Origin of the sequence: Shinella daejeonensis (assembly GCF_024281235.1) — a bacterium.
Classification (GTDB): domain Bacteria; phylum Pseudomonadota; class Alphaproteobacteria; order Rhizobiales; family Rhizobiaceae; genus Shinella; species Shinella daejeonensis.
The window spans coordinates 563,631-581,723 of the sequence record NZ_JAHWXY010000001.1 but is presented as its reverse complement, the minus strand read 5'-3'; the positions used below and the strand labels follow the sequence as shown (position 1 = coordinate 581,723).

Here is an 18,093-nt window from a genome sequence, read left to right as displayed (position 1 = left end):
GATGCGACGAATCTATCGGCTGGCCGGTTGGGCGGTCCTCGCCCTCCTGCTGTTGCTCGCGGTGGGAGCGAGCTGGCTCATCGTTTCTCCCCCGGCGCTGCTGCTCGTCGGTTCGGGCTATGCGGCGAAAACCGTCTGCTCCAGCGTCTTCGTCTCCGGACGCGATCCGCAGGCGGTGCTTGCCAGGGACGTGCAGGCGCCCGGCCACCCGCTGTTGAGGCTGATGCGGCAGGACGTCGACCCGGTCGCCAGAACCGTCACCGTGCATTTCCTCGGGCTGTTTGCGCCGGGTTATGCCGCCTGGCACGGAAGCTTCGGTTGCGGGAGCGTGCCGGATGGCGACTTCGACGCGGCCCGCCAGGCCGTTTCCGATATTCGCCTGCCGGCGATCGCCGCCGGCGATCCGGCGATCGGCTGGCCCGACGGCGAGGCTGTCGCCGCCGATGCGCGTATCGTGGCGCTCCTCGAGGATCCGGAGCTTGCCGGTCCGGGGCTGCGTGCCGCCGTGGTGGTGCATCAGGGGCGGATCGTCGGCGAGACCTACGGGCTGGCTTTCGATGCGCAGACGCCGCTTCTCGGGTGGTCGATGACCAAGACGGTCAATGCGGCGCTGGTCGGCCGGGCGCTGGCGCTGCGATTGCTGCCGGCGGGACTTTCAGGCCTGTTTCCGGAATGGCAGCACGACGGGCGCGGCCGCATCACGCTCACGCAATTGCTGGCCATGGAAAGCGGGCTTGCCTTCAACGAGCAATACGGCAGCGTCACCGATGTCACGCGGATGCTGTTCCTCGAGCCCGACATGAGCCGTTTTGCGCTTGCCCGGCCGCTGGCGGCGAGCCCCGGCGAACGCTTCAACTATTCGAGCGGCGCGGCCGTTCTCATCTCGCGGCTGTGGATGGGCGCGGTCGGCGGGCGGGTTTCGGCCTTGTCCTTTCCGGCCAGGGCGCTGTTCGGGCCGCTCGGCATGGCAAGCGCCGTCATGGAAACCGACGAGACCGGGATCTTCGTCGGCTCGTCCTATATGTACGCCACGGCAAGGGACTGGGCGCGTTTCGCGCTCTTCCTGCTTGAGGATGGCGTCTGGAAGGGGGAACGGCTGCTGCCCGTCGGGTTCGTCGCGGCGATGGCGATGCCGAATGCGAGTTCGGACGGCGTCTACAGCCGCATGCAGACCTGGCTGAAGGGGCCGGGGGCGAAAAGCGACGCCGCCCACGGCCTGCCGCCGGACACGTTCTGGATGCTGGGACATGACGGCCAGTCGGCCGCCATCATTCCCTCGCGCGGACTGGCCGTGATCCGGCTCGGCCTGACGCCGTCGCGGCTCGGCTATCTGCCGCAGCCGCTCGTCCGCCGCATCCTCGACGTGCTGGATGCCGATCAGGCGCCGACCTGAGCGACCCAGTCGTTGAGATTGTAATAGTTGCTGATGCGCGCGACCTTGCCGTCGCGGATCTCGAAGAAGGCTCCGGCCGGCAACACATAGGTCTGGCCGCTGGCGTCCGGCAGCCCCTCGTCGGTGGCGAGATACTGGCCGTTCACGACGAATTCGGCCGCTCCGCGTGTGCCGTCGTCATTCGACATGATCGCCATATCCGTGAGCGTTTCCCGATAGCAGCGGTTCATGTGCACCATGAAATCGCGGAAAACCGCCTTGCCGACCTGTCGGCTCCCCTGGTTGATGTCGTGCACGACGTCTTCGTGCAGCAGGTTGAAGAAGGCCTCCATATCCTGCCTGTTGAAAGCGTCATAATAGGCACGAATCGTCTCTTTTGCCGGCATGTCTTCCCTCATATCCTGAACCTACGGGCAAGGGCCCGGCCGCTTTATAGCATTGTTCAGGATTTTGGGAACGTTGAGGGGTCATGCAGATCAAAGTCGTCCACGGCGAAGCGATATCGCCTTATATCCCGGATCTCGCGCGCCTGCGCATCACGGTGTTCCGCGCCTTTCCCTATCTCTACGAGGGCAGCGAGGATTACGAGGCGGACTATCTGGCCACCTATGCCCGCTCGCCGGAAAGCCTCTTCGTGCTCGCCCTCGATGGCGAACGGATCGTCGGGGCCTCGACGGGCGTGCCGATGGCCGATGAGACCGAAGCCTTCAAGGCGCCTTTCGCCGCCGCCGGGCTCGCGCCCGAACGGATCTTCTACTACGGCGAATCGGTGCTGCTGGCCGATTATCGGGGCAGGGGGCTGGGCGTGCGCTTCTTCGAGGAGCGCGAGGCCTATGCGGCGCGGCTCGGCCGTTTCGACTGGTGCGCCTTCTGCGCCGTCGAGCGCCCCGCCGATCATTCGTTGCGGCCGGCCGACTACATGCCGCTCGACACCTTCTGGAAACGGCGGGGCTATACGCCGCGTCCGGACCTGCGAACCACCTTCTCCTGGCGGGATGTCGGGGAGGCCGTCGAAACGAAAAAGCCGATGTCCTTCTGGCTGAAGGCGGTTATCTGAGTGCAGGCGACGAACCGGACGGATGGGGAAGGCGTGTTCCTCCTCCGTTACCGGCTTTTCACTTTCCGGCGGGGGCGGAAAGCGATCGACCGGCTATCGCAGGCCGGTCTCTTCCAGCAGGCCCTTGCGCTTGGCGTGGTAATAGTAGCCGGCGGCATAGAGCTGAACGGCGCCGTCGTTCTTGTCGTCGGCGACGAGCCAAGCGCCGCGCAGATACTTGCCGGCATATTTGAGATTGGTCTCGGCGTCGAAGAGGCCTTCCGCCGGTCCGTCGTAGCCCATGCTCCGGGCGGTGGCGTATTTGATCTGCATCAGGCCGTAATGGCCGCGATTATAGGCCTTGGGATTATACCGGCTTTCACGCTTCACGACGCGGTGGAGAAGGGTTTCGGGAATGCCGTAATGGGCGGCATATTTGCTGATCAGCGCATCGAGCGGCGTTCCGGACGTGGGCGAGGGCGTCTCGGCCCGCACTGCTGCCGGCGCGATGGACGCGGTCCGCTCGGGCCTGCCGAGCGGCACGACCTTGTGCGTGGCGACGAGTTGTTCCAGTCCTTCCGGCTCGCCGCTGTCGAAGTCGGGCTCCATGGCCGAAATGTGCATGGCTTCCGGTGCGGGCGTATCGGCTTCGCCTTCCGCAAGGGCGGCGGTGGCGGCTGCCACGGCGCCCGTCACGGGGCGTGCTCCGGCAAGAGCCGAAACCGGGGCTTCCGGGCTTGCCGGACCGCCGGCGACCGGTGCGGGTAGGGCATCCGGTGTATTCTCGGTGCCGGGCTTGGTGAGAGGAACGATGGCATAGGCCACTTCCGCACCGCCCTCGTCCGTGCCGGATGAGGCTGTCTCCGCAGCCGGCGTCACGGCTTTCCCGGCGGTCACATCGTCGGCGACGCTGGCGCAGCCGGCGAGGGCGAAGAGAACGCCGGTGGTGGCAAGCGTGGCGCGGCAGGCCGGACGCAGGCTGGAAAAATATGCCATGGTGGTCGCTTTCTGTTCGCCGGGGAACGGATTTCGTTCCGCGGAAGAGAACAAATCAATCGGCCGTGACCGTTTTTTGTCCATAACCCATCGGGGCCGGAGCGGCAAGCGGGGCGGTTATGCGGCTGCGCGCCGCAGGCCGGCGGTAAGAATGCCGGCTCCGATCAGAAGCGCGCCGCCGGTGCGATTGACCGTCCGCTGCACCGACGGCCTGCGGATCGTCCGGCGGGCGGCGGAAGCCAGCAGTGCATAGGCGAGCGCATTGACCGTGGCGAGAACCAGGAACGTGGCCTCGAAGATCATCATTTGTGGCAGCAGCGGCCGTTCGGGGTCCAGGAACTGCGGCAGGAACGCCATGAAGAAGACGATGCTTTTCGGGTTCAGCGCCGTTACGGCATAGGCATGGGCGAAGACCCGCGAGGATCGTTCCGCCGCCGGCGCGTCGCCGTCCTGCGCGATCGCCAGCGGCGCGCGCCACAGCTTGATTCCAAGCCAGACCAGATAGGCCGCTCCCGCCCATTTCAACCCTGTGAAGACCATCGCCGACGTCACAAGCAGTGCGCCGAGACCAAGCATGGAGGCGGTCATGGCCGTGAAGTCGCCGAGCGCGACGCCGGCGACCGTCGCACCGGCGGTACGGCGCCCGTGGCCGAGTGCGTAGGAGACGACGAGCAGGATCGTCGGCCCGGGAATGGCCAGCATGATGGTGGCGGCGGCGGTAAACGCCAGCCAGTGCTCAAAGGACATGCAAACTCCCCGGTCCTCAACGGCGTGCGGAAAGCAAGCCACGGGGTGGCGGGCGTGTCAAGCCGTCTCGCCGGGGAGACCGGGGCTTGCCCGGCGAGACGGCAGGCCGGCTCAGACCGATGCGGACCACTTCTGGCCGATGCTCTCCATGACTTCGCCGAACCAGCGGGCCGACGTGTCGAAGCGCTTGCCGCCCTTGATGCGGGGGAACTCGATGGTGCGCAGCCTGCCGTCCTGCGCCTCGTCATGGCCGGTAACGCCGGACACCTTGTTGAGCGCGCTTTCGACGGCGAGATCCGTCATGCTCTGGATCAGGCGGAGGTCGTCGCGATTGGCCGGAGCGGAGCGGGCATAATAGCCTGACTTCTGCACCATGGAGCGTTCCGCGCCGAGCAGCGAGGCGAACTGCTTGGTAAACCAGTTGCCGACATTGATCGTATCGATCTTGACGTGGCCGAAGGCGTCGCGCTTGACCGTTTCGCCGGCGGCTTCACGCTCGGTCACGATGGCGTCGAGGCAGGCGCCTTCCGAGACGAAGAGCGTCACGAAACCGCTGCGGTCCATCACCGCCCGCAGCCGTTCCGCCTCGGCTTCGAGGTTGAAGGCCATTTCCGGCAGGTAGAGGCCGTCGATATTCTTGAGTTCCGTGTTCATCATGAAGCCGTCGACATAGTCATTATCGCGGGTCTTCTGGATGTAGGCGCGCGCGGTGGCGGCGGTGAGCCAGCCGCAGTGACGCCCCATGACCTCGTGCACGACAAGCGTTTTCGGCGCAGCGCTCTGCTCGTTGCTGACATGGTCGAAGAAACCGGCGCCCACTTCGGCCGCCGTCCAGGCGCCGAGCGACTGGCGGATCGGCACCACGTCGTTGTCCACCGTCTTCGGCAGACCGACGACGGTCAGGTCGTAGCCGTTGGCCCCGAGATAGGCGGCAAGATCTGCCGCGGTCGTATTGGTGTCGTCGCCGCCGATGGTGTGGAGGATCGTCACGCCATCGGCGGCGAGCCGTTCGGCGGCGACCCGCAGCGGCTTCTCGCCATCCTGGACGAGGCCGCGCTTCACGCAGTCGGCGACATTCGTGAGCTTCACGCGGCTGTTGCCGATGGGCGATCCGCCGTAGCGATGGAGAAGCGGCGCCTTTTCGCGCATCTGCGGCGTGATCTCGATCCGGTCGGCCAGGAGCAGGCCCTGGTAGCCGGAGCGATAGGCGATGAGTTCGATGTCGGGTGCGATATCGCTATAGCGCTCGATCAGACCTCCGACCGCCGACGAAAGGCAGGGTGCAAGGCCCCCCGCCGTCAGCATTGCGACTTTCTGCCTGGCCATCGTTCCTCCTTCAGCGTTCGCATCGTCTCGATGATGGCTGGTTGTCTAGCGCAGAATCCCATCAAGGGAAACGGCACGGCGACGTTATCCGCATTGCGTGACGGGGCGGTGTCGAGCAAGTTTCGTGCGATGAGATGCCACCGCTTCATGAGGGCCATCAAAATCGTGTCATCGCCGGTTGCGAGAAGCATGGTTCATCTTGCTTTCCCCGCAATTGTCTGGTCAAGATCGCAGCATGTTCCAGAATTCCGCCACCTGCTTCATCAGCGCCGTTTGGGACCGCCTCGTCGGCATGGTCGCCGAAACGACGACCAGCGTGCTTTCGGGCGTGGTCGAGGCGGTGCGCACGCTGTTCGAAGGCGATCCCGAGACGCGCCGCCAGGTCGCCTTTTCCGTGGCGATGATCGCCCTTTCGGCCAAGATGGCCAAGGCTGACGGCATCGTCACCATCTCGGAGGTCGATGCGTTCAAGGATATCTTCAGATACCCCGATGACCAGGCCGCCAATGTCGCCCGGCTCTACAATCTCGCCCGTCAGGACGTGGCCGGCTACGAGGCCTATGCGGAGAAGATGCGCGCGCTATGCGTCTCCTGTGAGAACGACTGCCCGATCCTCGAAGATATCATCGACGGCCTGTTCCATATCGCCAAGGCTGACGGCGTGATCCACGATAAGGAAATGGCCTTCCTGTCGCGCGTCGCCGAAATTTTCGGCATGGTCGAGGACCGCTTCGAGCAGATCACGGCCCGCCACGTCCATGTGAGCGGCCGCGACCCCTACAAGGTTCTCGGCGTTTCGCCTTTCGACGATTTTGCCGTGATCCGCAAGCGTTACCGCGTGCTGGCGTCGGAGCATCATCCGGATCGGCTGGTCGCGCGTGGGGTGCCGCAGGAGTTCCGCCGCATCGCCAATGACCGGATGGCCGCGCTGAACGCCGCCTATGAGGCGATCGAGAAGGAACGCTGCGCCGCATGAGCGCCTTTGCCTGCGACTATGCCGGGGCGACGGCTGCGCCGTCGCCGAATTTCGGCGAGCGGGCCGGCGGGCGCACGCCGGATATGATCCTGCTGCATTATACCGGCATGGCGACGGCGCAGGGCGCGCTCGAATGGCTGTGCGCACCGGAAAGCCAGGTATCCTCGCATTATTTCGTGCATGAAGACGGTCGCGTCGAGCAGCTGGTGCGCGAGGCCGACCGCGCCTGGCACGCGGGCAAGAGCCAGTGGAAGGGCGTGACGGACATCAATTCCGCCTCCATCGGCATCGAGATCGCCAATGCCGGCCATCCGGGCGGCCTGCCGGATTTCCCGGAAGCACAGGTCGCGGCGGTCATCGAACTGTGTCTCGATTGCGGCAAAAGATGGGATATCGCGCCGGAACGGGTGCTCGGCCATAGCGATGTCGCGCCGATTCGGAAGGTCGATCCGGGGGAAAACTTCCCCTGGGGGCGGCTGTTTGCGGCCGGTGTCGGACACTGGGTGGAGCCGACTGCGATCACCGGTGGCCGCTTCTTTCAGCGCGGTGACTGCGGCCAGCCGGTCGAGGCGTTGCAGACGATGCTGTCGCTCTATGGTTATGCTACGGAAATCACTGGCGTTTATACGGAAGGAATGGAGGGCGACATTGCCGCTTTCCAGCGCCATTTCCGGCCGCAACGGGTGGATGGGATCGCGGATTTCTCCACCATCGACACGCTGCACCGCCTGCTTTCCGGGCTTGCGCGACCCGGCGCCTGAGACGCATCGTTCTCACGGATTTATTTCGAACTGTAAGATAAGTTTATCGTGTTGCCACATGGTAACCCGATTGGGGATGTCTTTTCCGGTTGCGTTTGTTTGCAGCGCAGCAAGCGGTCAGGGGCCTGACCGGCGCGCTCGCCACCAACGATAATCGATATGAATGCGCGGGACGCGCGGCAAGACCGCCGCGCGGCCGGGGCTTTGCCTTTGCGCCCATTGGAGACAGAAAACCTGATGAGAAGATTTCTTGCTGCTTGCGGAGCGGCCTGGCTTGCTACGTCCGTCATGTTCCCCGGTTCGGCGGCTTTCGCCGCTGAAAAGAAAAGCGAAACGGTCACGATCCAGAGCTTGCTCCAAAGCAAGAGCGCCGCTGCCCGCAACGAGGCGACGGCCGGCAAGGGGGGAGACAAGACCAAAGCCGATTCCAAAACCAAGTCAAAAGCCAAATCCAAGGCTACGTCCAGGGCCAAGGCGGAGGGCAAGAGGGGAAAGACGCGGACGGATGACCGCAAGAACGTGGCGGGCGTCGGCAAGCTGCGCAGCTTCAGCAGCACCGCCGGGTTTCCCAAGGTGAGCAATCCGGTGGAGACGGCGGGCGCAGGCGGCGGCTATTCCGGGCTGATCAAGAGCTATGCGACGGCCTATGGCGTTCCCGCCGATCTTGCCCATGCGGTCGTCCGGGTGGAGAGCAACTTCAATCCGCGGGCGCGTGGCCGGGCCGGTGAAGTCGGCCTCATGCAAATCAAACCCGCGACGGCGCGGATGATGGGCTATCGCGGCAGCGCCAAGGGGCTCTACGATCCCGAAACGAACATCAAGTTCGGCATGAAGTATCTCGCGCTCGCCCATCAGCTTGGCGGCGGTACGACCTGCGGGACCATCCTCAAGTATAACGCCGGTCACGGCGCCAAGCGCATGAACCCGGTTTCCAAGCGCTATTGCGGCAAGGTGCAGAGCATCATCGACTGAGCCCGCGTCCTCTTCTACCAATAGCGAATCGGCCCTTATCCGGTGATGGGCCGGTTCAGGATGGAGGAGCGCATGGCGCGGCATTTCGATTTCGTGGTCGTCGGCAGGGGCATGATGGGAGCGGCCGCGGCCCGGCATCTTTCACGGCACGGCGCCCGGGTGGCGCTTGTCGGGCCCGGCGAACCCGCCGACCGCAAACGTCATGACGGCGTCTTCTCCAGCCACTACGACAGCGGCCGTATCACACGCACCATCGACGGCGACCCCGACTGGGCGCTGCTCGCCAATCGTTCCATCGCGCGCTATCGCGCCATCGAGGCCGAAAGCGGCATCCCCTTCTACAGCGAGACCGGTTGCCTGATCAGCGGCCCGGCGGGCGGCGATTTCGTCGGCCGGGTGGTGGAGGTCGCCCGCCGCTTCGACCTCGATGCGCCGGCCCTCGACCGGGCGGCGATCCGCGCCGATTTTCCCTGGTTCAGCCTGCCGGACGATGCGGCGGGGATTTTCGAAAGACGTGGCGCAGGCCATATCGATCCGCGCAAGATGGTTGCCGCCCAGGTCGCCTGCATGGAGCGGGCGGGCGGCGTATCGATCCCGGAGGAGGCGGTTCGCGTGCGCGCCGAAACGGATCGGGCCGTCGTCACGCTTATGTCGGGCAAGACGGTGAGCGCCGGGCGTGTCCTTGTCGCGACCGGCGGCTTTTCCCGTGCGGCAGGGCTTCTCGCGCGCACGCCGGATCTGATCGTCAAGGCGCGGACGGTGGTGCTTGCCCGTCTCGACGAGGCGCAGGCGCAGGATTGGCGCGACATGCCCTCCTGGATCGATGAGAGCGGCGATCCGGCCGAGCATTTCTACCTGCTGCCGCCGGTGCTTTATCCGGACGGTCATTATTATCTGAAGATTGGCGGCGATCCGACGGATATCGTCATCGGGGACGCAGCACTCCGCGACTGGTTCCATGGCGATGGCGATGCCTCGGCGATCGCGCATCTGACGCGCATGATCGAGCGGTCGATCGTCGGGCTTGCGCCGATCCGCGCCCTGTCCCTTCCCTGCGTCACGACCTATACGACGCACGGATATCCCTATGCCGGCTTCGTCGAGGGGGAACGGGTGGCGCTTGTGGCGGGCGGCAACGGCACGGCGGCGAAGAGTTCGGACGAGATCGGCCGCATCGGCGCGGATCTGCTGATCTCCGGCCATCTCGACGAGCCGGACTATACGACGGACTTCGCCCTCCATTTTCGCTAGTCTTTTGGCTGCTGATGCGATAGGCAGCCCCTGCCAGTTGGCCGGGCAGCCGCGCTCCGCAACGGTCGAAAGACCGCGGGGTGAGGAAAGTCCGGGCTCCACGGAAACACGGTGCCGGATAACGTCCGGCGGGGGCGACTCCAGGGAAAGTGCCACAGAAAGCAAACCGCCTTCCGCGCGAAGGTAAGGGTGAAAGGGTGGGGTAAGAGCCCACCGCGGGCATGGTGACATGGCCGGCACGGCAAACCCCACCGGGAGCAAGACCGAATAGGGATGACGTGGAGCGCGCAAGCGGTCCAGCCTGTTTCCGGGCCAGTCATCCGGGTGGGTTGCATGAGGCCGGGCGCAAGTCCGGTCCCAGATGAATGGCTGCCGCGTTCCGGTTTCGGCCGGAGCCTTACAGAACCCGGCTTACAGGCCAACTGGCATTTTCTTTCCCCCTGATGTTTGTTTTCCATAAATAATTGAATTTATTATTCTATTTTTAAGATGGCGCAATGGCGGCGAAAGCGCGCCGCCTGCGCCCCGTGCTGAAATACAAGCCGCAGGACGCCGGTTTCTAACCATTTGTTAAACTTAACGGCTCATAAACGTTTGACGGTTCGCAGCCGGGAGTGAGGCCCTTTCCCATTGACGCCCAAATGGTCCCATGTTATCCCAGAATCATACTGCACGAGGACGCATGAGCGTCCGTTTATCGCAAAGTTTTGAAGCCGGCCGGACGGGGACGGTGGGGCGTTCGCGCGCCGCATCGATGCCGGTCAGTGCTTTTTGCGTTGTGTTGGATGAGCCGGGGAGCGTGCATTTTTCTCCGGCCGGGGAAGCGGCTGTATTTCGTGATGAACCGGTTCCTGTCGAGTGCGACAAACAGGATCGACGCAAAGGGGAGGGTTTCCGTCCCTTCGGCGTTCCGCTCCGTCCTGTCGCAGCGCGATATCCGGGAACTGTACTGCTTCCAGGATTTCATGTTCCCGGCGATCAGCGTCGGCGGACTGGAGTTGCTCGACCGGTTCGAGCGCCAGATCGCGGGCGAGGATGCGTTCTCGCCGCATGCGAACCGGATGTCGCTCCTCATTCACGGGGGCGGCGTCTTCATGAAGCTCGATTCGGAAGGGCGCCTGGCGGTTACGGATTTCATCCGCGACTACACCGGCGTCACGACGGAGGTGACCTTTGTCGGTCGGGCGGATCATTTTCAGCTCTGGGCGCCGCAGGCATTCGAGGCTGCGCAGGCGGAGGCCCGACGGGAGTTCAGGACGAGAGGACTGGGCTCGGGGTAGAATGGAGAAACGGAATGGCGGCGGATCTTGGCGGAGGTTTCACTGATGCCGAAGGCGGACCGATTCGTCACATTCCGGTTCTTCTTGCGGAGGTCGTGGAGGCGCTCTGCGTCAAGCCGGACCAAATCATCCTCGACGGAACGTTCGGTGCGGGCGGCTATACTTCCGCCATTCTCGCCGCCGGCGCCAGGGTGATCGCGCTCGACCGCGATCCGGCGGCCATTGCCGGCGGGCAGGATCTGGCAGGCGCGTCGCAGGGGCGGCTTTCACTCGTTCACGCACGTTTTTCCGCGCTTGCGGATCATGCGCCCGCCGACGGGCTCGATGGCGTCGTGCTCGATATCGGCGTTTCCTCCATGCAGATCGACGAGGCGGAGCGCGGCTTCTCCTTCCAGAAGGACGGCCCCCTCGACATGCGCATGTCGGGCGCCGGCGTCTCGGCGGCGGATGTCGTGAACCGCGCCAAAGTCTCCGACCTGATCCGCATCTTCGGCTTTCTCGGCGAGGAGAAACAGGCTGGCCGCATCGCCCGGGCGATCGAGAAGGCGCGTGCAAAAGAGCCCTTCACGACGACCCGACAGCTTGCCAACCTCATCGAGACCGTCACGCCGCGCAAGGCCAAGGACAAGATCCATCCGGCGACGCGCGTCTTTCAGGCGTTGCGCATCTTCGTCAATGACGAACTGGGAGAGCTCGCGCGGGCGCTTCTGGCCGCCGAACGGGTGCTGAAGCCCGGCGGCCGGCTCGTCGTCGTCAGCTTCCATTCGCTCGAGGACCGCATCGTCAAGAAATTCTTCCAGGACCGTTCCGGCAAGGCCGGTGGTTCCCGCCATCTTCCGCAGATCGTGGAGCGCGCCGCGACGTTTATCCCGGCGGGGCGGCCGATGGTGACGGCGGGCGAGGCGGAAGGTTTCGCCAATCCGCGCGCGCGCTCCGCCAAGCTGAGAGCCGGGGAGCGCACGCACGCGCCCGCCCGCGACGACGATCTTTCGCTCTTCAACCTGCCCAACCTTGCCGGCCTTGAGAAGATGGGAGGCTGAACCATGTTCCGAACGCTCGATATCGTGATGATCGCCATCATGACCGCCGCCGCCACCGTCACCTACTCGATCAAGCACAAGGCCGAGAACAAGCTCGAAGTCGTGCGCAAGCTCGATGCGGAAATCAAGCTGGAGGAGGATACGATCGATCTCCTCAATGCCGACTGGGCGCTGCTGACGCAGCCGAGCCGGCTCAACAGCCTGGTGAATGTCTTCGAGGACGACCTCAAGCTCGTCCCGACGGATCCGACCCAGATCGTCAGGTCGCAGGAGTTGCCGATGCTGCGCGCCGACCTGCCGCAACCGGACGAGAAGGACGGGGACAAGGTCGCCAGGGCAAAGAAGCCCGCCGGCGGCGCGGATGCAATCACAACCGGATCGGTGGCGCGCTGATGTCGTTTCTGTCCCGTATCATGGTCATCAAGAGCAAGGCGCATTTCAACGCCGGCGGCGACAATCGCGCCGGTAGCGCGCCGGGCCGCTCGACCTTCGAAGGCACCCGCAAGCGCTCCGGCACGCAGGCGCGCAATCGCGTCGCCATCGTCATCTGCTGCTTCGGGCTCGTCTACGCGGTCATCGGCGGGCGTCTCGTCCAATATGGCATGGCCTCGCCCGAGAGCGTTTCCTCGATCGGGCCGGCCGACCACCTCATGGCTTCGCGGCCGGATATCATCGACCGTAACGGCGAGCTTCTCGCTACCGATATCCGCACCGTTTCGCTCTATGCGGAACCCCACAAGATCGTCGATCCGGACGAGGCGGTGGAACTGCTGGCGACCGTTCTGCCCGATCTTAGCCGCCGCGAGATCTATCGCAAGCTGGTGGCGAAATCACGCTTCCAATGGTTGCGGCGGCAGCTTACGCCGAAGCAGCAGAGCCGCATCCTGGCGCTCGGCATTCCGGGCGTCGGCTTCCGGCCGGAGAAGCGGCGCTTCTATCCGGGCGGGCCGGTCGCCTCGCATATTCTCGGCCATGTCAATATCGACAACCGCGGCATCGCCGGCATGGAGCGCTTCATCGACAATCAGGGGCTTGCCGATCTCGCCGCCATCGGCATGACCAGCGACGCCAAGCTCGAGCCGGTGCGTCTTTCCATCGACCTGCGGGTGCAGTCGATCGTGCGCGACGTCGTCAAGACCAGCACGGAGAAATACGAGGCGCTGGCCGCCGGCGCGGTGGTGCTCGACGTGCATAGCGGCGAAGTGCTGGCGATGGCGTCCTATCCCGATTACGATCCCAACAATCCGGCCGAAGGGGCGAAGGAAGGCTGGATGAACCGCATGTCGAACGGCACGTTCGAGATGGGATCGACCTTCAAGAGCTTCACGACGGCGATGGCGCTCGATTCGGGCAAGGTGAAGCTTACCGACAGTTTCGACGCGCGTGCGCCGATCCGCATCGGCGGCTTCACCATCAAGGACTTCCACGGCAAGCATCGCGTCCTCACCGTTCCGGAGATTTTCCAGTATTCCTCCAATATCGGCACGGCGAAGATGGCCGATGTCGTCGGCATTCCCGCGCATAAGGAGTTCCTGACGCGCATGGGGCTGCTCACCCGGATGGAAACGGAGCTGCCGGAGGTGAAGACGCCGTCGCAGCCGCGCGAATGGAAGAAGATCAACTCGATCACCATTTCCTTCGGCCACGGCGTTTCGACGACGCCGCTCCAGACGGCGGTCGCCGCCATGGCGCTCATGAACGGCGGCAAGCTCATCAACCCGACCTTCCTGCCGCGAACGGAGGAAGAGGCGAACGACATCGCCCGCGTGGTGGTCAAGCCCTCGACGGTCGATGCGATGCGCTATCTCTTCCAGCTCAACGCCAATGACGGTTCCGGCCGGCGGGCGCAGGTGGCGGGCTTCGACGTCGGCGGCAAGACCGGGACGGCGAACAAGGTCGTGAACGGCCGCTATTCCAACAACCAGAATTTCAACAGCTTTCTTTCCGCCTTCCCGATCAACGATCCGAAATATGTGGTGCTGACCTTCATCGACGCGCCGCAGACGGGGGAAAACGGAGGCCGCACCGCCGGCCTCAACGCCGCGCCGATGGTCGGCGAGATCATCCGGCGGACCGGTGCGCTTCTCGGTGTAAAGCCGAAGTTCGGCGAGGACGGTTCCGCCTTGCTGGTGTCTTATTGAACGGAGAAAGACTGAAAGGCCGATTCGGCAGCGAAACGGCGTGCAACGGAACGAACAGAGCGAACGATGAAGATCAGAGACCTTGCCGGACCCGAACAATACGACCTGGGCGTAGCCGCCGCGACGGATGTCGGCGGTATCGCCAGCGACAGCCGCAAGGTGAAGCCGGGGGATCTCTTCGTCGCGCTTTCCGGCAGCCGGGCGGACGGCGCCGCTTTCATCGCGGACGCGGTGTCGCGCGGGGCGGCGGCCGTGGCGGTGGCATCCGCAACGGGCGTGGATGCGCCGGTGCCGGTCTTCACCGTCGCCGAGCCGCGCCGCTTCCTGGCGCTGGCCGCCGCGCGCTTCTATGGCCGCCAGCCGGAAACCATGGTGGCGGTGACCGGCACGGCGGGCAAGACCTCCGTGGCGTCCTTCACGCGGCAGATCTGGGAGAAGGCGGGGCATGCCGCCGCGATGATCGGCACGACGGGGGTGATCGCCCCCGGCCGCAACGACTACGGTTCGCTGACGACGCCCGATCCCGTCTCGCTGCATGCCCTTCTGGCGGAACTTTCCGAGGCGGGCGTCACCCATGCCGCCATGGAGGCGTCCAGCCACGGCCTCGATCAGGCGCGCCTCGACGGTGTGCGCCTTTCGGCGGCCGCCTTCACCAATCTGGGCCGGGATCATATGGATTATCATCCGACGGTCGAACATTACCTGGCGGCCAAGATGCGGCTGTTCGATACGCTGCTGGCCAAGGGCGCGCCGGCCGTCATCCATGCCGATGACGAATGGTCGGCCGCCGCTGCCGCAAGCGCCCGCAAGGCAGGGCTCGATGTTCGCACGGTCGGCCGCAAGGGCGATTATCTCACCTTGAAGCGGGTCGAGCATTTTCGCCACAAGCAGACGGCGGAAATCCATTTCGACGGCGGCATCCACGAGGTCGACATCCCGCTTGCCGGCGATTTCCAGGTCGCCAATGCGCTCGTCGCGGCGGGTCTCGCCCTTTCGACGGGCGTGCCGGCTTCCGTCGCAATGGCGGCGCTCGAACGGCTGAGCGGCGCATCCGGGCGGCTGGAACTGGTCGGCCACGCCCGAAACGGCGCGCTCGCCTATGTCGACTATGCCCACAAGCCGGATGCGCTGGAAAAGGTGCTCGCCTCGGTGCGTCCCTTCACCACCGGCCGGGTCATCGTGGTCTTCGGCTGCGGCGGCGATCGTGACCGGGGCAAGCGGCCGATCATGGGCGAAATCGCCTCGCGGCTTGCCGATGTGGTGATCGTTACGGACGACAATCCGCGCTCGGAGGTTCCGGCGACCATCCGCGCCGAGGTTCTGGCGGGCGCGAAGGGCGCGACCGAGATCGGCGACCGGGCGGAGGCCATCCGTGTCGCCGCAGGGATGTTGCAACCGGGCGATACGCTGATCGTCGCAGGCAAGGGGCACGAGGAAGGGCAGACCGTCGGCGATGTGACCCTGCCGTTTTCGGACCACGCGGAATTGCGCAAGGCTCTGGAGGTGTGCGACCGGTGAAATGGCTCTGGACCAGCGCTGATCTCATCGCCGCCATGCACGGCCGGCCGGTCGGCCCGATGCCGGAGGGCGTGACCGGCATTTCCATCGACAGCCGGGCGATTTCGGCCGGAGAGGCCTTCTTCGCGATCAAAGGCGACCGGGTCGACGGTCACGACTTTGCCACGCTCGCGGCGGCCAACGGCGCGGCCCTGCTCGTCGTCAGCGAGGCGAAGCTGCCGGCGCTCGGCCGCCTCACCACGCCGATGATCGTCGTGCCCGATGTTCTGGAGGCGCTGGTCGATCTCGGCTGCGCGGCGCGCGACCGGACGGCCGCGCGCATCGTCGCGGTCACCGGCTCGGTCGGCAAGACGACCAGCAAGGAGATGCTGCGGCTGGCGCTTTCCCCCTCCGGCGCGGTGCATGCCTCCGTCGCCTCGTTCAACAATCACTGGGGGGTGCCGCTGACGCTGGCGCGCATGCCGGAAGACACCGACTACGGAATATTCGAGATCGGCATGAACCATCCCGGTGAGATCCGCCCGCTGGTCGCCATGGTCCGTCCGCATGTGGCGCTGGTCACCACCATTGCTGCGGCTCATCTCGGCAATTTCCGTGACCTTGAGGAGATTTCGGCCGCCAAGGCCGAGATTTTCGAGGGCGTGGTGCCGGGCGGCCATGCCATCCTCAATCGCGACAATGCGCAATATGGAGCGCTGGAAACAGCCGCGCGCGCGGCGGGTGTCGCCAACATCCATGGTTTCGGGGCCGATCCCGCCGCCGAATTCCGGCTGATCGATTATACGGGAACGCCCGCCGGCGGGGTGCTGCGCGCCTTCATCGGCGGGCATACGCTGGAGGTGCCGATGCGCGCGGCAGGCCGGCATATCGCAGAAAACGCCGTGGCCGTCCTGGGGGCCGTGCATCTGGCCGGCGGCGACCTCGAAAAGGCGATGGCGGGCCTTGTCACGCTGCAACCGGAAAAGGGGCGCGGCCGTCGCCATCGCCTCTCCCACGGCGCCGGCTGGTTCACGCTGATCGACGAAAGCTACAACGCCAATCCGGCCTCCATGCAGGCGGCCCTGGCCTTGCTGCGCGACAGCGAACCCCACGACGGCGGGCGGCGCGTGGCGCTTCTCGGCGACATGCTGGAGATGGGGGCGTTTTCCGCCGAAGCCCATGCGGAACTGGCCAGCCCGCTTGCCGAGGCGGGCATCAAGGATGTCTGGCTTGCTGGCCCGGAGATGGCGGCGCTGGTTTCCGCTCTCCCGGAGGACGTCCGCAAGGAATACCGGCAGGACGCCGACGAACTTGCGGCCTTCGCGCTGGAAGCGGTGCGCCCCGGCGATGTGCTGATGGTGAAATCCTCCAACGGGATCGGTTTCAGCCGCATCGTCGCCGCCCTGCTTGACAAATATTCGCCGTTCCCGGAGAGGGAGCGCGACACCTGACCGAGGTTCGGCCGGACGCCCGTCCGCCGGACCTCTTTGTTTTTATCGGATACCGGTTCCGTCAGGCAGGGCCGAGCGTGGCGCCGACGATCGCGGACAACCTTTGTTTGGGGAAAGGGCGACAATGCTGCTTTGGCTCGTGGAACTGGCCGATACCGTTCAGGTCTTCAACCTGTTTCGCTACATTACCTTCCGCACCGGCGCGGCGCTGTTTACGTCGGCGATCATCGTCTTCCTGTTCGGCCCGATGATTATCTCGTCGCTGCGCATCCGCCAGGGCAAGGGCCAGCCGATCCGCGCCGACGGACCGCAAACGCATTTCAAGAAAGCCGGTACGCCCACCATGGGCGGGCTGATGATCCTCGCCGGCATCGTCGGCAGCGCGCTCTTGTGGGCCGACCTTTCGAACGTCTATGTGGTGGCGACGCTGCTCGTGACCCTCGGCTTCGGGGCGATCGGCTTTTACGACGACTATCTCAAGGTCACCAAGCAGACCGACAAGGGGTTTTCCGGAAAGGCGCGGATCGGGCTGGAATTCGTGATCGCCGGCATCGCCACCTATTTCATGATGCGGGCCTCGCTTTCGGCGGGGGCGGCCGGCTCCACCTTCGGCTCCTCCGTCGCCTTTCCGTTCTTCAAGGACCTGCTTGTCAATCTCGGCATCTTCTTCGTGCTGTTCGGCGGTTTCGTCATCGTGGCGGCCGGCAATGCGGTCAATCTGACGGACGGCCTCGACGGGCTGGCGACGGTTCCCGTCATGATCTCGGCCGCCTCCTTCGGCGTCATCGCCTATCTGGCCGGCAATGCGGTCTTTGCCAACTACCTGCAAATCCATTTCGTGCCCGGCACGGGCGAACTGGCCGTCGTGCTCGGGGCGGTGATCGGGGCCGGCCTCGGATTCCTGTGGTTCAACGCCCCGCCGGCGGCGATCTTCATGGGCGATACCGGCTCGCTGGCGCTCGGCGGTCTCATCGGTTCTGTCGCCGTCGCCACCAAGCACGAGATCGTCATGGCGATCATCGGCGGTCTTTTCGTCATCGAGACGCTGTCGGTGATCATCCAGGTCGCCTCCTTCAAGCTCACCGGAAAGCGGGTCTTCCTGATGGCCCCGATCCATCATCATTTCGAGAAGAAGGGCTGGACGGAAAGCCAGGTCGTGGTGCGTTTCTGGATCATTGCGGTCATTCTCGCGCTGGTGGGGCTGTCCACCCTCAAGCTGCGGTGAG

The 18,093-nt window shown here is 65.0% G+C and carries 17 protein-coding genes and 1 other RNA gene; 14 read left to right on the top strand and 4 right to left on the bottom strand.

Features of this window, described 5'->3' with window-relative positions; all coding sequences use genetic code 11:
* Position 1 precedes the first annotated feature (1 nt).
* Positions 2-1,393: a serine hydrolase domain-containing protein gene (locus KYK29_RS02775; protein WP_254689317.1), complete on the top strand. Its 1,392-nt coding sequence runs from the start codon at positions 2-4 to the stop codon at positions 1,391-1,393.
* Here KYK29_RS02775 and KYK29_RS02770 read toward each other — a convergent pair.
* Positions 1,378-1,779 carry a ketosteroid isomerase-related protein gene (locus KYK29_RS02770; RefSeq protein WP_254689316.1) on the bottom strand — a complete coding sequence of 134 codons (402 nt, stop codon included), beginning with the start codon at positions 1,777-1,779 and terminating at the stop codon, positions 1,378-1,380. The two genes, KYK29_RS02775 and KYK29_RS02770, sit on opposite strands and share 16 nt — an antisense overlap.
* Positions 1,780-1,862: 83 nt before the next feature.
* On the opposite strand from KYK29_RS02770, the gene KYK29_RS02765 reads away from it, so the two are divergent.
* Entirely contained in the window at positions 1,863-2,450 is a 588-nt protein-coding gene (locus KYK29_RS02765) for a GNAT family N-acetyltransferase (protein WP_254689315.1), read from the top strand.
* Between the two features lie 93 nt (positions 2,451-2,543).
* Here the strand turns inward: KYK29_RS02765 and KYK29_RS02760 are convergent, their stop codons facing one another.
* The 3 genes from KYK29_RS02760 to KYK29_RS02750 all read right to left on the bottom strand — a co-directional run bounded on the left by KYK29_RS02760 (position 2,544) and on the right by KYK29_RS02750 (position 5,498).
* A complete protein-coding gene (locus KYK29_RS02760) occupies positions 2,544-3,425 on the bottom strand; it encodes a transglycosylase SLT domain-containing protein (RefSeq protein WP_254689314.1) in 882 nt (293 codons plus the stop codon).
* Between the two features lie 117 nt (positions 3,426-3,542).
* The gene (locus KYK29_RS02755; protein WP_254689313.1) at positions 3,543-4,172 is read right to left on the bottom strand and encodes a LysE family translocator; all 630 of its coding nucleotides are present in this window, start codon (positions 4,170-4,172) and stop codon (positions 3,543-3,545) included.
* Positions 4,173-4,283: 111 nt separating this feature from the next.
* Entirely contained in the window at positions 4,284-5,498 is a 1,215-nt protein-coding gene (locus tag KYK29_RS02750) for a pyrophosphate--fructose-6-phosphate 1-phosphotransferase (protein WP_254689312.1), read from the bottom strand.
* A gap of 235 nt (positions 5,499-5,733) precedes the next feature.
* Here KYK29_RS02750 and KYK29_RS02745 point away from each other — a divergent pair, with 235 nt between their 5' ends.
* The 12 genes from KYK29_RS02745 to mraY all read left to right on the top strand — a co-directional run bounded on the left by KYK29_RS02745 (position 5,734) and on the right by mraY (position 18,092).
* Positions 5,734-6,474, top strand: coding sequence for a J domain-containing protein (locus KYK29_RS02745; RefSeq protein WP_254689311.1), 741 nt, complete (start codon positions 5,734-5,736; stop codon positions 6,472-6,474).
* Positions 6,471-7,235, top strand: a complete 765-nt coding sequence (locus KYK29_RS02740; RefSeq protein WP_254689310.1) for an N-acetylmuramoyl-L-alanine amidase — start codon at positions 6,471-6,473, stop codon at positions 7,233-7,235. Before KYK29_RS02745 ends, KYK29_RS02740 begins: the two co-directional genes overlap by 4 nt.
* A gap of 237 nt (positions 7,236-7,472) precedes the next feature.
* Entirely contained in the window at positions 7,473-8,207 is a 735-nt protein-coding gene (locus KYK29_RS22620; RefSeq protein WP_254689309.1) for a lytic transglycosylase domain-containing protein, read from the top strand.
* Positions 8,208-8,279: 72 nt separating this feature from the next.
* Positions 8,280-9,458 carry an NAD(P)/FAD-dependent oxidoreductase gene (locus KYK29_RS02730; RefSeq protein WP_254689308.1) on the top strand — a complete coding sequence of 393 codons (1,179 nt, stop codon included), beginning with the start codon at positions 8,280-8,282 and terminating at the stop codon, positions 9,456-9,458.
* 33 nt (positions 9,459-9,491) lie between these two features.
* Positions 9,492-9,888, top strand: an RNA gene (gene rnpB, locus KYK29_RS02725) — RNase P RNA component class A.
* A gap of 409 nt (positions 9,889-10,297) precedes the next feature.
* Positions 10,298-10,738, top strand: a complete 441-nt coding sequence (gene mraZ, locus KYK29_RS02720) for a division/cell wall cluster transcriptional repressor MraZ (protein WP_254690061.1) — start codon at positions 10,298-10,300, stop codon at positions 10,736-10,738.
* Between the two features lie 14 nt (positions 10,739-10,752).
* The gene (gene rsmH, locus KYK29_RS02715; RefSeq protein ID WP_254689307.1) at positions 10,753-11,778 is read left to right on the top strand and encodes a 16S rRNA (cytosine(1402)-N(4))-methyltransferase RsmH; all 1,026 of its coding nucleotides are present in this window, start codon (positions 10,753-10,755) and stop codon (positions 11,776-11,778) included.
* A 3-nt stretch (positions 11,779-11,781) separates the two neighbouring features.
* The gene (ftsL, locus tag KYK29_RS02710; RefSeq protein ID WP_254689306.1) at positions 11,782-12,171 is read left to right on the top strand and encodes a cell division protein FtsL; all 390 of its coding nucleotides are present in this window, start codon (positions 11,782-11,784) and stop codon (positions 12,169-12,171) included.
* Positions 12,171-13,919 (top strand): peptidoglycan D,D-transpeptidase FtsI family protein, encoded by a 1,749-nt coding sequence (locus tag KYK29_RS02705; RefSeq protein ID WP_254689305.1) that lies wholly within the window; start codon positions 12,171-12,173, stop codon positions 13,917-13,919. The genes ftsL and KYK29_RS02705 overlap by 1 nt, the downstream gene beginning before the upstream one ends.
* 66 nt (positions 13,920-13,985) lie before the next feature.
* Positions 13,986-15,437: a UDP-N-acetylmuramoyl-L-alanyl-D-glutamate--2,6-diaminopimelate ligase gene (locus tag KYK29_RS02700; protein WP_254689304.1), complete on the top strand. Its 1,452-nt coding sequence runs from the start codon at positions 13,986-13,988 to the stop codon at positions 15,435-15,437.
* Positions 15,434-16,867 carry a UDP-N-acetylmuramoylalanyl-D-glutamyl-2,6-diaminopimelate--D-alanyl-D-alanine ligase gene (locus tag KYK29_RS02695; RefSeq protein ID WP_254689303.1) on the top strand — a complete coding sequence of 478 codons (1,434 nt, stop codon included), beginning with the start codon at positions 15,434-15,436 and terminating at the stop codon, positions 16,865-16,867. Before KYK29_RS02700 ends, KYK29_RS02695 begins: the two co-directional genes overlap by 4 nt.
* A 124-nt stretch (positions 16,868-16,991) precedes the next feature.
* Positions 16,992-18,092: a phospho-N-acetylmuramoyl-pentapeptide-transferase gene (gene mraY / locus KYK29_RS02690; RefSeq protein WP_254689302.1), complete on the top strand. Its 1,101-nt coding sequence runs from the start codon at positions 16,992-16,994 to the stop codon at positions 18,090-18,092.
* Position 18,093: the final 1 nt, after the last annotated feature.

Coding starts and splice junctions, on each gene's coding strand:
- KYK29_RS02775 (WP_254689317.1), top strand. CDS start 2: ATGCGACGAATCTATCGGCTGGCCGGTTGGGCGGTCCTCGCCCTCCTG.
- KYK29_RS02770 (WP_254689316.1), bottom strand. CDS start 1,779: ATGCCGGCAAAAGAGACGATTCGTGCCTATTATGACGCTTTCAACAGG.
- KYK29_RS02765 (WP_254689315.1), top strand. CDS start 1,863: ATGCAGATCAAAGTCGTCCACGGCGAAGCGATATCGCCTTATATCCCG.
- KYK29_RS02760 (WP_254689314.1), bottom strand. CDS start 3,425: ATGGCATATTTTTCCAGCCTGCGTCCGGCCTGCCGCGCCACGCTTGCC.
- KYK29_RS02755 (WP_254689313.1), bottom strand. CDS start 4,172: ATGTCCTTTGAGCACTGGCTGGCGTTTACCGCCGCCGCCACCATCATG.
- KYK29_RS02750 (WP_254689312.1), bottom strand. CDS start 5,498: ATGGCCAGGCAGAAAGTCGCAATGCTGACGGCGGGGGGCCTTGCACCC.
- KYK29_RS02745 (WP_254689311.1), top strand. CDS start 5,734: ATGTTCCAGAATTCCGCCACCTGCTTCATCAGCGCCGTTTGGGACCGC.
- KYK29_RS02740 (WP_254689310.1), top strand. CDS start 6,471: ATGAGCGCCTTTGCCTGCGACTATGCCGGGGCGACGGCTGCGCCGTCG.
- KYK29_RS22620 (WP_254689309.1), top strand. CDS start 7,473: ATGAGAAGATTTCTTGCTGCTTGCGGAGCGGCCTGGCTTGCTACGTCC.
- KYK29_RS02730 (WP_254689308.1), top strand. CDS start 8,280: ATGGCGCGGCATTTCGATTTCGTGGTCGTCGGCAGGGGCATGATGGGA.
- mraZ (WP_254690061.1), top strand. CDS start 10,298: ATGAACCGGTTCCTGTCGAGTGCGACAAACAGGATCGACGCAAAGGGG.
- rsmH (WP_254689307.1), top strand. CDS start 10,753: ATGGCGGCGGATCTTGGCGGAGGTTTCACTGATGCCGAAGGCGGACCG.
- ftsL (WP_254689306.1), top strand. CDS start 11,782: ATGTTCCGAACGCTCGATATCGTGATGATCGCCATCATGACCGCCGCC.
- KYK29_RS02705 (WP_254689305.1), top strand. CDS start 12,171: ATGTCGTTTCTGTCCCGTATCATGGTCATCAAGAGCAAGGCGCATTTC.
- KYK29_RS02700 (WP_254689304.1), top strand. CDS start 13,986: ATGAAGATCAGAGACCTTGCCGGACCCGAACAATACGACCTGGGCGTA.
- mraY (WP_254689302.1), top strand. CDS start 16,992: ATGCTGCTTTGGCTCGTGGAACTGGCCGATACCGTTCAGGTCTTCAAC.